The 15,631-nt window shown below is 45.0% G+C and carries 12 protein-coding genes and 1 pseudogene; 2 read left to right on the top strand and 11 right to left on the bottom strand.

Features of this window, described 5'->3' with window-relative positions; genetic code table 11:
- Nucleotides 1–50 precede the first annotated feature (50 nt).
- The 7 genes and pseudogenes from CZ794_RS10950 to CZ794_RS10980 all read right to left on the bottom strand — a co-directional run.
- A pseudogene (locus CZ794_RS10950) lies at nucleotides 51–299 on the bottom strand (type II toxin-antitoxin system Phd/YefM family antitoxin); the annotation flags it as partial.
- A 235-nt stretch (nucleotides 300–534) separates the two neighbouring features.
- Nucleotides 535–3,168 (bottom strand): Fe/S-dependent 2-methylisocitrate dehydratase AcnD, encoded by a 2,634-nt coding sequence (gene acnD / locus CZ794_RS10955; RefSeq protein ID WP_179207302.1) that lies wholly within the window; start codon nucleotides 3,166–3,168, stop codon nucleotides 535–537.
- Nucleotides 3,169–3,377: 209 nt separating this feature from the next.
- The gene (locus tag CZ794_RS10960) at nucleotides 3,378–3,617 is read right to left on the bottom strand and encodes a hypothetical protein (RefSeq protein WP_087041609.1); all 240 of its coding nucleotides are present in this window, start codon (nucleotides 3,615–3,617) and stop codon (nucleotides 3,378–3,380) included.
- 23 nt (nucleotides 3,618–3,640) lie between these two features.
- Nucleotides 3,641–4,771 carry a 2-methylcitrate synthase gene (gene prpC, locus CZ794_RS10965; protein WP_087041610.1) on the bottom strand — a complete coding sequence of 377 codons (1,131 nt, stop codon included), beginning with the start codon at nucleotides 4,769–4,771 and terminating at the stop codon, nucleotides 3,641–3,643.
- Nucleotides 4,772–4,826: 55 nt separating this feature from the next.
- Nucleotides 4,827–5,720 (bottom strand): methylisocitrate lyase, encoded by an 894-nt coding sequence (prpB, locus tag CZ794_RS10970; protein ID WP_087041611.1) that lies wholly within the window; start codon nucleotides 5,718–5,720, stop codon nucleotides 4,827–4,829.
- 344 nt (nucleotides 5,721–6,064) lie between these two features.
- A complete protein-coding gene (locus CZ794_RS10975; protein ID WP_087041612.1) occupies nucleotides 6,065–7,336 on the bottom strand; it encodes an NRAMP family divalent metal transporter in 1,272 nt (423 codons plus the stop codon).
- A 282-nt stretch (nucleotides 7,337–7,618) separates the two neighbouring features.
- The gene (locus CZ794_RS10980) at nucleotides 7,619–8,635 is read right to left on the bottom strand and encodes a LysR family transcriptional regulator (RefSeq protein WP_087041613.1); all 1,017 of its coding nucleotides are present in this window, start codon (nucleotides 8,633–8,635) and stop codon (nucleotides 7,619–7,621) included.
- A gap of 235 nt (nucleotides 8,636–8,870) precedes the next feature.
- Here CZ794_RS10980 and CZ794_RS10985 point away from each other — a divergent pair, with 235 nt between their 5' ends.
- Nucleotides 8,871–9,650, top strand: a complete 780-nt coding sequence (locus tag CZ794_RS10985) for a hypothetical protein (protein ID WP_087041614.1) — start codon at nucleotides 8,871–8,873, stop codon at nucleotides 9,648–9,650.
- Between the two features lie 49 nt (nucleotides 9,651–9,699).
- On the opposite strand, the gene CZ794_RS10990 is transcribed toward CZ794_RS10985, so the two are convergent.
- The 4 genes from CZ794_RS10990 to CZ794_RS11005 all read right to left on the bottom strand — a co-directional run bounded on the left by CZ794_RS10990 (nucleotide 9,700) and on the right by CZ794_RS11005 (nucleotide 14,009).
- A complete protein-coding gene (locus CZ794_RS10990; protein ID WP_087041615.1) occupies nucleotides 9,700–11,031 on the bottom strand; it encodes an FAD-binding oxidoreductase in 1,332 nt (443 codons plus the stop codon).
- Nucleotides 11,032–11,222: 191 nt separating this feature from the next.
- Nucleotides 11,223–12,134: a DMT family transporter gene (locus CZ794_RS10995; RefSeq protein WP_087041616.1), complete on the bottom strand. Its 912-nt coding sequence runs from the start codon at nucleotides 12,132–12,134 to the stop codon at nucleotides 11,223–11,225.
- A gap of 170 nt (nucleotides 12,135–12,304) precedes the next feature.
- The gene (locus CZ794_RS11000) at nucleotides 12,305–13,276 is read right to left on the bottom strand and encodes an EamA family transporter (protein WP_087041617.1); all 972 of its coding nucleotides are present in this window, start codon (nucleotides 13,274–13,276) and stop codon (nucleotides 12,305–12,307) included.
- Between the two features lie 61 nt (nucleotides 13,277–13,337).
- Nucleotides 13,338–14,009 (bottom strand): LysE family translocator, encoded by a 672-nt coding sequence (locus CZ794_RS11005; protein WP_087041618.1) that lies wholly within the window; start codon nucleotides 14,007–14,009, stop codon nucleotides 13,338–13,340.
- A gap of 169 nt (nucleotides 14,010–14,178) precedes the next feature.
- Between CZ794_RS11005 and CZ794_RS11010 the strand changes: the two genes are divergently transcribed.
- The gene (locus tag CZ794_RS11010) at nucleotides 14,179–15,579 is read left to right on the top strand and encodes a PLP-dependent aminotransferase family protein (protein WP_087041619.1); all 1,401 of its coding nucleotides are present in this window, start codon (nucleotides 14,179–14,181) and stop codon (nucleotides 15,577–15,579) included.
- Nucleotides 15,580–15,631 lie beyond the last annotated feature (52 nt).

Here is a 15,631-nt window from a genome sequence, read left to right on the forward strand (position 1 = left end):
TGTTCATTATTATCGCTGCTACCATCACCTTTATCACTATCTTCTGCCGTATCAATTAGCTCACGCGTAACCGTCTTGCCAGCTTTATATTGGGCAATAGAGTCCGCTAAGTGCGCTGCATTGGCAGGAGATTTCAATAAATAGACGGTTTCCATCAGACTATTGTAATAATCAAGCGACATCACAACGGCATCATCAGCGTCACGGCGGGTTACGATAGTGGCATTGGCATCATCGTTTACCGTATCTAGGACAGATTTTAAATGCTTTCTAGCTTCTGAAAAACTAACAACTCTCATGGTTTACTCCTTTCATGATACGTTTCATAACTTGTACAATATATAGTACATATTACGCTATTGATTAAGTAAACTCAATATTTAGCTGCTATCTAACTAATACTTAGGAGTAAGTGACAAAACTCAGTGTATAGAACGTAAAAGCAAATAAAAGCCGATGTCATATAAATAGGTTATACAACATCGGCAACTTTCATACTTTGCTGCTTATCACGCTAAAACCTGCAGGATAGCCTTAGACAATATCTAACGTCCCTTCGATAAACTCTTTAGCAAAGCGTTGTAGCATACCGCCAGCATTGTACATTTTTACTTCATCAGCCGTATCTAAGCGGCAGATAATAGGCGTCTCAGTAGTACTGCCATCGGTACGATGAATCACTAGAGTCATTAACCCGCCAGCCGAGACTTCGCCTGTGACATCAAAAGTTTCTGTACCATCGATATTTAGCGTATGACGAGTCACTCCTTCCTCGAACTGTAGCGGCAGCGCGCCCATGCCAACTAAGTTTTGACGATGAATACGCTCAAAGTCTTCAGCGACGACGGCTTCCACACCAGCGAGACGCACGCCTTTGGCAGCCCAGTCACGGCTTGAGCCTTGACCATAGCCGTCGCCTGCGATGATGATCAGCGGCTGCTCACGGTTCATGTAGGTTTCAATTGCTTCCCACATGCGCATGACTTGACCTTCTGGCTCAACGCGCGCCAGTGATCCTTGGACAACCTCACCATCTTCATCGCGTACCATCTCGTTCAATAGCTTAGGATTGGCAAAGGTCGCACGTTGCGCGGTTAAATGGTCGCCGCGATGGGTTGCGTATGAGTTATAGTCCTCAGCAGGCAAGCCCATGGTATCGAGATACTCGCCAGCTGCTGATGAGCCAAGAATAGCATTCGACGGTGACATATGATCGGTGGTGATGTTATCACCCAATACTGCCAATGGACGCATACCTTTTAGTTTGTTCATCGCTGCCATTTGACCTTCCCAATACGGCGGACGGCGAATGTATGTGGTCATTTCACGCCAGTCGTACAATGGGCTTAACGCTTTGCCCGTGTCTTTTTTGGCTTCATCAAACATTGGGATATATACGGCATTGAATTGCTCAGGCTTAACAGCAGCTGCAACAATGGCATCCACTTCTTCATCATCAAACCAGATGTCTTTTAGATACACATCATTGCCGTCTTGGTCTTTGCCCAATAAGTCTTTTTCGATATCAAAACGGATGTTACCAGCGATAGCATAAGCGATAACCAGTGGCGGCGATGCTAAAAATGCTTGCTTGGCATACGGATGGATACGACCGTCAAAATTACGATTACCAGATAGCACTGCCGTAGTGAACAAATCATTGTCGATGATTTCTTGCTCGATGTCAGGGTCAAGCGCTCCGCTCATACCGTTGCAGGTCGTACAGGCAAAACCAACCACGTCAAAGCCGATTTCTTGTAGCTCTGGCATCAGGCCTGCTTCTTCTAAGTACATCTTGACCGTTTTTGAGCCAGGTGCTAGTGACGATTTTACCCAAGGCTTACGCAATAAGCCTTTGGCATTCGCGTTACGAGCGACGAGGCCTGCGGCAACCATATTTCGTGGATTTGATGTATTGGTACAGCTAGTAATAGCAGCGATAATCACTGCGCCATCTGGCATCAGACCATCTTTTGGTTCAGGGAGTTTTTGATCAGGCGCATGGGCGATGCCTTTGGCAACCAAATCATCGGTAGATACGCGGGCATGGGGGCGCGAAGGGCCTGCCATATTGCGACCCACTGAGGACAGATTAAACTCAAGCACACGCGCGTATTCGGCTTTTTCCATACCATCGGCCCATAGGCCCGTTTGTTTGGCATACTGCTCAACCAGTTTAATCTGTTCCTCAGAGCGACCTGTCAGACGTAGATAGTCAATGGTTTGCTCATCGATATAGAACATCGCGGCAGTGGCACCATATTCAGGGGTCATGTTTGAGATAGAGGCGCGGTCACCGACACTTAGCTGGCGTGCACCGTTACCGAAGAATTCGATATAGGTAGAGACCACACCTGCGTCGCGTAAGAACTCAGTCATCGCCAGTACAAGATCCGTACCAGTGATGCCTTTTTGCAATTTTCCCGTTAATTTAACACCCACATAATCAGGCAGGCGCATATAGGATGGATTACCTAGCATGACGCTTTCGGCTTCTAGACCGCCCACACCGATTGAGATAACGCCTAGCGCATCGACCATCGGCGTGTGACTATCCGTACCAACCAACGTGTCAGCGAATGCGACTTCTTCACCGGCTTTATTATGTACGACCTGTACGACAGGTGACATTTTCTCTAGGTTAATCTGATGCATGATGCCATTGCCCGGTGGTACGACGTTGACATTGTCAAAGGCATATTGGCACCAGTTAATAAAGTGAAAACGGTCATCGTTGCGGCGCTCTTCAATCGCACGGTTTTTCTCAAAGGCATCGTCTTCGAATCCTGCGTGCTCAACCGCCAATGAATGATCAACGATCAGCTGTGTTGGTACGATAGGGTTTACTTTGGACGGGTCACCGCCTTGCTCAGCGATAGCATCACGCAAGCCTGCCAAATCAACAAAGGCTGTCTGACCCAAGATATCATGACACACCACGCGGGCTGGATACCAAGGAAAATCAAGGTCTTGCTTGCCTTCGATATGCTGCTTTAGCGCATTGGTTAACTCTTCTGGTGGGCAACGACGTACGAGGTTTTCGCACAATACTTTTGAGCAGAATGGTAGCTTGTCATACGCGCCAGCTTCAATACTCTCGACAGCCTCACGGGTATCGAAGTAATAAAGGTCAGTACCGGGAAGTGGCTTTTTGAATTCATCGTTCATTGGTTGTACTAGGGCGTTGTCCATAAGTCACCTTTAGCGGTTGGCTAATTTTAATCAATTATTCAGTATCGGTAGGGGTCAAAAAATCCATCTTTTAGCATAACCTAATACGGATTTTATAGATTTTACTAGGAAAAAATATTCAAATATCATATATATATATATAAGAGCGCAGCAAATTGGTAAAAAATTCTAGCGTTTAGCATATGTTAAATACGCTTATATCTTTTAAATACCCAGTATGCTGCTGCTCCTAGAGCTATAACGATTGGTAGCATTATCCAGATACTAATCCAAATACCGATCAATACGAAAACTATGCAACCAATCGCAATGAGAGCAAGTGGTAATAAATAAATAAAAAGCTCATCAACTAAGCCGCACAATAACTCTAGTGCAATCCTACGAAAGGTAAGCTTTTTTCGCCATTTTTTTAATTTATTTATCATTATATGCTCTTAGTTTTAAATCGCTAATCACGCGCACTCATATCTGGTACAGGGCGCAGCTCTTCACCCGTATATTCTGCACTTGGGCGAATGATACGGTTATTGGCACGTTGCTCAAACACGTGAGCGGCCCAGCCAGTCAAGCGTGAACAGACAAAGATAGGTGTGAACAGTTTGGTTGGGATACCCATGAAGTGATAGGCTGATGCATGGAAAAAGTCAGCATTGGCAAACAGTTTTTTCTCGCGCCACATGACTTCTTCAACGCGTACTGATACTGGATATAACACCTCATCATTCACGTCAGCGGCCAATTTTTCAGACCATTGCTTGATAACGACGTTACGTGGATCTGATTCGCTATAGATCGCATGACCAAAGCCCATAATTTTGTCTTTACGCGCCAGCATTGCCATCATCTCTGTCTCGGCTTCGTCAGCTGAGTTAAAGCCCTCAATCATATCCATTGCGGCTTCGTTCGCGCCGCCATGCAAATGTCCGCGTAATGAACCGATTGCACCAGTGATACAAGAATGGATGTCAGATAAAGTAGAAGCACACACACGCGCGGTAAAGGTCGAAGCGTTGAACTCATGCTCTGCATAGAGGATAAGCGAGACGTTCATCACTTTTTCGTGTAGCTCGTTTGGCTTTTCGCCTTTAAGCAGATGCAAGAAATGACCGCCAATCGTCGCGTCATCGGTTTCGGTCTCGATACGCACATTGTCATGGCTAAAGCGATACCAGTAATTAATGATGGCTGGAAATAGCGCGAGCATACGATCGGTCTTATCGTTTTGCTGAGCAAAATCAGTTTCAGTCTCAAGGTTACCGAGCATAGAACAACCAGTACGTAACACGTCCATTGGATGAGCGCTGGCAGGAATACGCTCAAGCACGTCTTTTAGCGCTTGCGGTAGACCGCGCAGGCTTTTTAATTTGGCTTGATAGGAATCAAGCTCGCTCTGATTAGGCAAGTTGCCGTATAGCAGTAAATACGCGACTTCTTCAAAAATACATTTATCCGCCAGCTCTGATACGTCATAGCCGCGATAGGTCAGACCAGAGCCTGATTTGCCAACGGTCGATAATGCTGTCTTACCAGCGACTTGTCCGCGAAGTCCTGCGCCTGAAAGTTCTTTCTGTGCTGCCATGTTTACATTCCTTTTGTGGGTAGCTTCTAACAGTGAAAAATGCTGCTTATTATGGTTATTTATTATCTGCAAACAGCTTGTCTAAGGTTTGCTCAAACTCGTGATAGTTTAAGAAATCATAAAGCTCCATACGCGTCTGCATGGTATCGACGACTTTTTCTTGCGTACCGTCATCCAATAGATGCTGGTAGACGTTTAATGCCGCTTTGTTCATGGCGCGGAAGGCTGATAGTGGATACAGCACCATATCCACGCCCACACCGTATAGCTGGTCAGTGGTATATAGATCGGTCTGACCAAATTCAGTCATGTTGGCGAGGACTGGAATATCGAGTACATCCGTAAATTTACGATACATCTCGATATCGGTGAGCGCTTCTGCAAAGATCATGTCTGCGCCCGCCTCTTGGAAAGCAACGGCACGTTCAACAGCAGCGTCTAAGCCTTCAACAGACAGCGCATCGGTACGAGCCATCACCACAAAATCAGAATCCGTTTTGGCATCCAATGCCGCTTTTAGGCGATCAACCATCTCAGAGATACTGACGATTTCTTTATTTGGGCGGTGACCACAGCGCTTTTGCGCAACTTGATCTTCGATATGGACGGCTGCCACGCCTGCTTTTTCCATTTTTCTGATGGTTTGGGCAATATTAAACGCACCGCCAAAACCCGTATCGATGTCAACCAATAATGGCGTATCAACGGCATCCGTGATACGGCGAGCGTCCTCTAGCACATTATCAAGGCTGGTCATACCAAGGTCAGGCAAACCAAATGAGGCGTTTGCCACGCCGCCGCCAGAAAGATAAAGCGCTTGATGGCCAACTTGGGTCGCCATCATCGCGGTATAGGCATTGATCGCGCCAGTGATTTGTAAAGGTTGATGATTATCGTTTTTTTGCTTCAAGGCACTGCGAAAGCGTGCGCCAGCGGAGGTTAAAGTCATGTCATGATCCTTACAAGGAGAGTGAATATATCCGTCATTGTTATCGATTATACTCAATTTTCTCTATCGAAAAAGTCCGATTTTTCTATATTTGATTAATATTAATTTAAAGTTTATTTAATTATTTTAATAGTATTCAATTAATAAATAGCATTATCCAAAAATGAGTTATTTACCAAAACCACTATTCATATTCATAAAGCTAAGCCTTTTACACAACTTAAATTTTTACATTTAATTACAATTGTGAAAAAGGGGGTGCATATTGCTACGAAAATTTTGAGTATAAAAAAGCCCTCGTAGCAAGGCTAAAAGGGCTTTAATCATAAAATCTAAAAGGTTAATTAGCCAAATATACCAGCGAAATTGGCTAAGAATAAGAGTGTAAACCCTGCCAAGAATATCAAGCCTGCAATAGACCATGCATTCATGCCAGCCGACAGCTTTTTATGGTTTTTGACCAGTGAGTAGTTTAACCAACCAAAGATAGGCGCAGAAATAAATGCCGATACCATGGCAAATTTAAGCATCGCGCCTAACTGACCTGTGAAAAAAGTGATAATGACCAAGCCACCACCGATGGCATAAGTTGTCCAAAAAGCGATTTGCTTTTTATTAATCTCATTCTCACCTTTGATCAAACGCCAGCATTCGGCATTGGCACGACCATAACCGTCCGCACAAGTAATCGTGGTGCCAAACATACACATGAAGGCGACAAAAGCGACCAGTAGTCTTGACCAATCACCAATGGTGGCCGTATACATATTAATCAACTGATTGATATACGCGCCGCCAACCAACTCAATCTCTTGACCTGAGCCATACTGGACAAACACACCCAGCGCCAAGAAAAACAAGGCCAGAATCGCTGAGACCAAATACCCAACGTTAAAATCAAGTAAGCCTTGACGATGAGTCGTATGATCGGTTTTAACCTTGGCGGACGTCCACATAGAAGTAATGGCGGCAAACTCTAATGGCGCTGGCATCCAGCCCATGAGTGCCACAATAAATCCTAAAGTTGCCAAATTCCAAGGCGTTACCGCGACAAAGTCAGCAGCCATGACGGTGGGCTTGCCAGCCGCAATAACGACGGCGGCAACGGTGGCTGCCGTTAAGGCAATCATAATCCATTTGGTGACACCATCGAGCAACTTATAATGACCGGCTATTAAAAAGAACCATGAGACCGCAACGATAATTATCGATAGGGTGATGGTAGAAAACTCGAGAGAAGCGGGTAGCATAAATCCTAAAATCACTGCAGCAAGCAGCGATACCGCCCCCGTACTAATAACGGCTGACAGGATAGAGAGAATAAAATATACCCATAGGTATACCTTTGAGCGTTTGGCATAGCCTGCAATCAGACTCTCACCCGTATCGTAGACGTAGTCAGTGGCAAATCGAAAAAACGGATACTTAAAAAAGTTGGCTAAAACAATCATAATCGCCAACTGCCAGCCATATATGGCGCCTGCCTGCGTCGATGAAATCAGATGAGAACCACCAATAGCAGCAGTGGCCATCAAAATACCTGGACCGAAGATGCGCCAACTAAAGCCTTCCTGGCTGGCAGCGCTATCAACAGTATCAATCTGTTGTGTAGTCATAAATACCTCAAATTATATCAAGCAAAACCCTATCACCATTAGATGACAGGGTATCTGCAGCGAGAACACTGAGTTAAAAAACGGAAAAGGAAAAAAACAAAAAACAGACGTTTAGCAGCGACTTTAGCACACCTATAATGATACGAGATAATATTTATTTGCTTCATTTATATCCACAAATTGATATAAACTGGTTTAACTGATTAGTTTATGTTGAAAAAATATACTATTAAAATAGTAAAGCTTAATAATAGATACATATTTACGTAAACATACTAGCGATTAGGTAAATTGCTGGCGTCGGTAAGTGATGCCGCGTTGCTCATACACATGGTAGATGGCAGTGAGCAACGCAGGAATCTTGGGATGCACAAAATCTTTAAGAGTATGCAAGTAAACAGGGGAGGTGACGTTCTCATGCACCAAACGCTGATAGCTGATTTGCTCAGTACGCACGGTTCGTAAGCTGGCGGGTACTAGCGTAATACCTTCACCCGCGGCCACCAATCCCAAAGCCACTTGTAAATCGCTTACGGTTGTGGTGGTAAAGGGGGAGATGCCATATTGGGCAAATAAATGTAGCAAAGGTTCGGTGATAGGCTCGCTCAAAGATGGCTGCACACGGTTTGATAGATTTTTTGTGTTAACAGGTGCATGAGCGGTCAGTTTGGTGCTTTTTGATTTTGCGGTCGCTGTAGATATAGGCAGATGGGTTTGGTGATATAAGATTAAGCGGTTATTGGCCAAATCTATCAAACGCTGCTCACTCACCTGTGCTAAAGGATGTGACTTTGGTAGCGCGACCACATAACGCTCATGACGAAGGAGTATTTGTTGAATCCATGGGTCTTGATGAGCAAAGCGGCCAAAACCGATGTCTATTTCACCTGATTTGAGCGCATCCATTTGTTGATATGAGCTGATATCCTTGAGTGTGACCTCGATATCAGGGCTGAACTGTTTTAATTCAGCGATGATTTCGGGGAGCAATCCGTACAGCACAGAGGGTACAAAGCCAATATTTAATACGCTACTGGGGGCTGATAGACGCTGGGTCATACTGGTGACCGTATCAATCTCTGTCAAAACGGTGCTGATTTTGTCGTAAAAGAAGGCACCTGCTTCAGTCAGATTTAGGGGTCTGTGGTAACGGTCAATCAATTCAACCCCCATGTCGGTCTCAAGCTGTTTGAGCAGGCGACTCAGACTGGGCTGTGACAATCCTGTTTGGGTCGCCGCCGCGCTAAAGCTACGCAGATCTGCAACGGCAATAAATGCATTAAGCTGTTTTAAGTCCATGGCCTCAACTCTGTGTTTCAGACGATATGTTGATATCTTCGATATTGTTATTTTCGCTTTGGTGGACTGCACATGTTAAAAATGTTATCACCAGTAAATAAATTGTGCTTGAAGATAACGAGGGGAGCAACTATATTGTTCGTTAACGACAACGTTACATTTTGGTAAGAAATATCATCACTTCATTCTAGCAGTCATTTAATAACAGTAGAATCCACTGGTTTGGTATTATTCTATGAGCGACGAAAAAAACGACATCGATACGGGTTTTGAAGAAAAACTGGCGGAAATTGTCGATAAAAAATCGCGTAATCGTAGCAATCATAATATTTATGAGCGCTTCATCAACCGTGTTCAAGGTGATAATGACGGCGACGATAGTGAAAATGAGCAGTCAAAACCAATGGATCCATTGGATACAGACGACGATGCCTTCATTTTTGATTTTTACGATGATACCGATACTAGCAGCCAGGCTATAGATTCTTCTCTAACAAACGCTTCTTCAACAGGTCTTGCTGAGACTGACGGCAGCGCTGATGAAGGCAATGACAGTCAACCTGATACTTTAGAGCCGCCCACACCATCAGCCATTCAAGCAGTGCCAGTACAAGATAGGCTGGCAAGTAGTAAAAAACCGCTTATCATCGGTATGGTTTTTGGTTCATTATTGATTATTATGATCGTGCTAGCGCTTATTTATACAGGGGTTTTATCAACGCCCATGCAGACTACAGCGCCTGATAGCACAGAGGTAGATAGTGCTAGTGACTCAGAAAAAGCCGCACCAGACACTGCGCCAGCTGTCACTGTCAATACACCACCATCGTCTAACCCTGTCGAACCATCAGTCGCCAAGATTCAAGATACGGTGGTTAGTGAGAATCCAGAGGTAAGTAATACTTCTAAGACAGCCGAAGCATTGCCTGCTGCATCTAGTACAGATGCCGCGATTACTTATGAAGACTTTAGAGAAGAGTCTCAAAATACGCTGTATCGCGAAACTGATGACTAGCCAAATTGCAAATGCCATCATTCTGTTGTTTATCACGTAATTTTACACCCTACACCTCACCCTTAGCCATATGCTCCTCATAGGACAGTCGAATGTGCGCGCCAATGTGGCGGATCGGATCGGGCGGCACCCAGCTTGGTGCTGCATTTTTTAAGATAAACTCCAGCTCTGGGCTGTCTTTACCGCAAATATATTCTGCCATATAGTGACCCAAGTAAGTGCCTTTTGCCACACCAACGCCGTTCATGGCCGCGATGACATACACGCCAGCAGTATGCTCTTTAAAAACAGGCTCATGGTTCATCGTCACACAAATCATACCGCCCCACGTGTACTCAAAAGGCACATTGGGCAGTTGCGGAAAACGTGCCAGATACGATTTGCGGTGTTTGGCTGTTACTTTATCAAGTACCGCTTGAGGGCTGGATAGATTGGGCTGATAGTTCAATGTATTACGAATAAAAATTCGCTTATCAGCAGTCAGGCGTACCGTGGTGCCAGCAGGATGGGCAGAGGTGAGTCCCCAAGGTTCTATGTCTTTCAATGACAAGTCTTTGCACTGACTCATTTCCTCATCAGTCAAAGGTCGCGTCAAACTGGCATAAGTAAATATCGGTGTGATTCTGTTAGAGGATACGCCAAATTTTTCTGTAAAAGCATTGGTGGCCAGTACGATACTATCAGCACTGAGGCGCGCTTTTGGCGTTTGGATAGTTTTGTTGGCAAAATCTATCTCGCGTACAGGGGTATTTTCTAACAAAGTGACATTGTCAGGTAAGGCGCTGGCTACCGAAATGGCTAATGCTGCTGGGTTCACTAAAATGTTTTTGGGCGTATAAACGGCGCGCTTGTAGTAATGGGTTCCCAATCTTTTTGCTAGCTCATCACCACTGTATATCTCGTACGGCTCTCTCATGCACTCTAGCGTATCTACAAAATCAGCCAGATTGGAGAAATGCTTTTCTTCATGAGCGGCTAAGTACTTGCCAGCCTGATGCCAGCACACGTCAAGACCTTGCTGCTTTTGAATACGATCCAAACGTTGAATTGCAAACTTATTCAAATCTCGGATTTGCGTTGTTGCTTGTGTGTCAGGTTCTGTTGGATCGACGTTGTGAGGCAAATCAATGATAAATCCTGCGTTGCGACCGGAGGAGCCTTGACCAACTTCCATGGCATCAAGAATGGCAATACGCGCCTCTGGGCGCAGCTGCGCCAATCGGTCAGCAGTCGCCAGACCGGAGAAGCCTGCACCAACGATGATGATATCAAAGTGCTCATCTGCTTCGGCTTGCTGTATGGGCATGGGTCGCTTAAAAGGCACGGACTCAAACCAGCCAAGCTGACCATCTATGGCGGGCAATCTTTTGATCTGTTGCATTCAAGGTGCCTCTATAATCATCAGGTGTTTTCGTGTTTGCTGTAGCGCTCGGATAATCTATCATAAAATATTGATGTAATCGTCCGCTGATACCAATGTTTTGTATTTAACCTGTGCTGGCTAAACACAAATATATGGCTATTTATATTCAGATGGAGTTTTCCTTAAATGCATAAATCATTGAGCAAAGTTCAATGTGGCGTTTTTTTAAACGTATTCGTGATGATCATAATACCGAGTATGACCAAGCCTGCGCCAAGCCAAAATCGCATCGTTGCTGACTCATGCAATATCAGCCACACAAAAAACATCGCAAACAATGGCTCTGATAACTCAATCACTTGTACCTTGGACGCAGGCAAATAAGTGAGTGCACTGGTGGTACAGTAAAAACCTAAAATAGTTGGAAAAACAGCCAAGCCTAGCAGTCCAAGAATAGAGTGATATCCTATATGTACAGGCTCAAAGGTAATAATAAAGGGGATGAATAACAATAGGCTGCCAAATAGTAATAAGTATTTGGTCAAATAAATCCCGCCTTGCAAGCCAAAGCGCTGCATCAATACCGAAAATAACCCATAACCGATACCAGCCAGCGCGGCAAAAAACACCAACGTTAAATCAACACTGCTTGTCCAAGAAATCACAAAAATACCAGCGATTGCTAATAAAACGCCCAAAATAGTATTAAGCAATAGTTTTTCTTTAAGGAGTAGTGCGCCAAATAGCGTGGCTGATATGGTTGCTGCTGCCATCAAAATCACCACCACATTGGCGGGATTGCCATACTGATAAGCTTGGGTCTCAAACACAAACAGCGTAAAAATACCAAAAAAGGCACAAATAGCAACGGTGGCCATGATGCGCTTATGGCTAGCGTGCTGATTAAGCGTGCCACGTGTAGGCATGATGAGCTGTTTGTATTGTATGGGCCTTGGCGTTTTACTCAGCATAATAGAAAGCAAGGCAAAAGCAGCAAGCGTCTTTAAAAAGGCGACATCGTTACTTTTTAGTCCTGTATTCATAAGTAGCACGCTGAATATGCCTATCGTGGCATTGAGCGCTACCGCTGCCAAGGCAAATAAAGCACCCTTTATGCTCATGACATTTGGTCTATTAAAGTACGGATTAAGCACTATTATCTCCATGATCTGATGCTTAAATGATAATTGATGATAAAAAGTTCAGTTAATATCAATCCTGACCCGATAAACTCAATACTCAAGAGCACTTCACCTTAGAGTCAATGCTAAAGAAAGTCAGATACTTGGTATTATTTATAAGCCAGTCTTCTTCCTAGCCCTAATTTCACATTTGCCAGTAGTAACCCCGATAATATCAATATCATTGCCAGTATCTTCCACCATGTCACAACTTCCCCCGTGAGCACTACGGACGTTGTCATACCGAATATGGGAATCAGTAGCGCAAATGGCATCACCTTAGATGCGGTGTTTTTGCTGAGAAGATGCGACCACAGCCCAAAGCCCACTAGGGTTGAGATGTATACGATAAAGCCCAGCGACAGCCACGATCTCATCGATGCCTCGGTAAAGGTTGCCAGCTGCCATGCATCGGTCTCAAATATAAGCGAAGATAACGTCAAAAACACACAAGCGATCAGACCGCCCCATGCTACCAGTGCCAGAGCAGACAAAGCGGATGCCTTATTTTCTTTAGTATTGGAAGAAACAGTCCCAGAGGAAACAACAGGCACGTTTGTTTTTGGCTGCGCCGCTCTTAGGGTTGCCTGTGCCGAAGCCTGCTTGGAGGCAATATTACCAAAGCTCCAGCCCACTGCGGCAATCAAGATGCAGACAAATCCAGCCACAGGCATATCACCGCCGAGTTTAAGTGCAATCACGCTAAGTCCCAATACTCCGACCAGCATACCAATGATTTGCATGCGACTGACTGCTTCGCCTAGGATAAAGTACGCCAACAACACGGTGATAAAAATCTGAATTTGTAGCAACAGCGCTGTCAACCCTGGCGATGCGCCCAGATGCATGGCGGTAAATATAAAGCCGTACTGTATGACAAAGGTACCGACAGCATAAATCAGTAAAGTGCGGTTAAAGGTAGGGGGTTTAAGAAAAAACACCAACGGCACTGCGGTAAAGAAAAAACGCAGCGCCGTGAGCATCAGGGGCGGGAAGCTCTCAAGTCCCCAAGCAATAAAAGTAAAATTCACACCCCAAATAAAGGTAACCAGTACAGCCAGTGCAGTGTATATAGGGGTCATATGATTATCCCAGATAATTATCTTGCGTTTTTTATAATTTAATTGCCATTGTGCTTACTTTTTAGCGCCACAGCATGACAGCGCAGTACAGCGTCATCAATACAATCAGTGCATGGATAACTCGCATCACACGCGGCAAATGCACCAGTTTGCGCAGCCAGTGCCCGCCTGCCGCCCAGCAGCTGATCGATAAGATATTGATGATGGCACACATAATCAGTAATACTTGATTGTCTAGCCACGAGCTACTGGTATGAAACATCGCCAGACTGGGTGCCACCACTGTCATGGTCCATGCTTTTGGATTGAGCCACTGAAACAGCAATGCCTGTCCAAAGCTTAGTGGTAACTCGCCCACGCGGTTTTTTGCGGTGGTTGCGCCACTTGTTTTACTTGCCAGCTCCTGTTCTAGTGCTTCATTGACAACTGCGGTAAAGTCCGTTTTTGCCATATGGTAGGTGAGCCATAATAGATAGAGCGTGCCCAGTACTTTTATCGTCAACATAATCACCGGAAAGCTGACCACTAAAGTTGCCATACCCCAATAGCTCAGTCCAAGCATGACAGCAACGCCTGTCGTAATACCAAGCATATGCCAGCGACACGCCCAAAACCCACATTTAATACTGCCATGTAGCAGCATTAAGTTATTGGGACCGGGTGTGATTGAGTTAATGAATAAAAAAATAGCCAACGCGGTGATGCTACCTTCCAAGCCTGCCGTCATGCCCATTTATCTATTCTCCTCAAAACTTCAATGTGATTGAAGAGATCAACTATAGTTTATATGACCACAACAGACCCGATACAGTTCCACTGATGGTGAACAAAGTGTATAGTCATCCTTAACATGACAATTCTTAATACTCAGGTTTTTATAGTCAAAAATAAGTGCATTTATCATGGTCGAAAATTACAAACTTAATCCTAATTTGACGAAGACCGCTGCCGTCGCTGAATGGTTACAGCAGCGGATTGACTGGCAAATTTACTTACCAAATCAGCGTGTGCCATCGGTGCGAAAATTAGCAAAACTGATGGGTATCTCAAGCTTTACGGTGGTGCAGGCCTATGAGCAACTGGTGGCGACCAATGTATTGGTGGCTAAGCCAAGCTCAGGCTACTATGTGAATCTGCAAGCAACACTCGCTCAGCCTAATAATGATAAAAAAATCGGTACCAAGTACCCAGTCATAGACACGCGCTGGCTAGTACAGCAAGTATTTAGTGACATTCCGCATCACCGATCACCAGGGGTAGGCACCCTACCCAGAGACTGGGTGCGTAATGACAAGATGGAATGGGCGATACGGCAGGTCACTCAGCAAGCAGATAGCTTCATCTACGACTATGGCGCGGTGCAAGGCTACCTGCCACTGCGTCAGCAGCTGGTTCAGCAGTTGAATGTACTTGGTATGCAGACCTATGCAGACAATATCATCACCACCGCAGGCATATCGCAAGCCATCACCATGGTTGTCCAACTATTGACCAAAGTGGGCGATACGGTGGTGGTTGATGGGCCGGGCTGGTTTTGGCTATCGAGTTGCCTACAACAAAAAGGACTCAATGTCGTCGCGGTCGAGCGCGATCATCAAGGCCCCAATATTGAGCAAATGCAAAAGCTGTTTGAGACATATCATCCTAAGCTGTATTTGACCAACAGCGTGCTACACAATCCCACCTCTTATAATTTACATCCTGCTCGGGCGCACCAAGTGCTCAACCTTATCCATAAATATGATGCGTACATTTTTGAGGATGATTTATACGCCGCGTTTGTACCGGACAGTCAAGTACTGCGTTATGCCAGTCTTGATCAGTTCGAGCGCGTGTTTTATGCGACAGGGTTTTCAAAATCGATGGCCTCAGGCTGGCGCGTCGGCCTATTGGTATGCCCAGATAATTTCATCGATGATGTGCTGCGTATCAAAACCTTGAGTAATATGAATACGCCAGAATTTGGTGAGCGCGTCATTCATCACCTATGGACACACGGCGAGTATCGTCGGCAGATTAAAAAAGTCCATCAACACTTATATGATGCACATGAGAAAATGCGTAAGGCATTACCAAAGATTGGACTTGTCTATCCTGAGCATGCGCAGGCGGGACTTTTTGTGTGGGTAGATACTCATCAAGATACCAGCCAACTGGCACTAGATGCCTATAGCGACGGCTGGCTTGTGGCACCCGGTCAGCTGTTTCGTCCAGATGCCAGTGCCTCAACCCATCTGCGCTTGAACGTATCGACGACTAGCGATGCGTTTTTGGTATGGTTGGGGAAGTATTTAGACAATTAAATATAAGTCTCTGTTTTATTCAGGTGCTTAAAGTCAGTTTTTTTTGGACTGA

The organism is Psychrobacter sp. JB385 (assembly GCF_900163785.1).
Taxonomy (GTDB): domain Bacteria; phylum Pseudomonadota; class Gammaproteobacteria; order Pseudomonadales; family Moraxellaceae; genus Psychrobacter.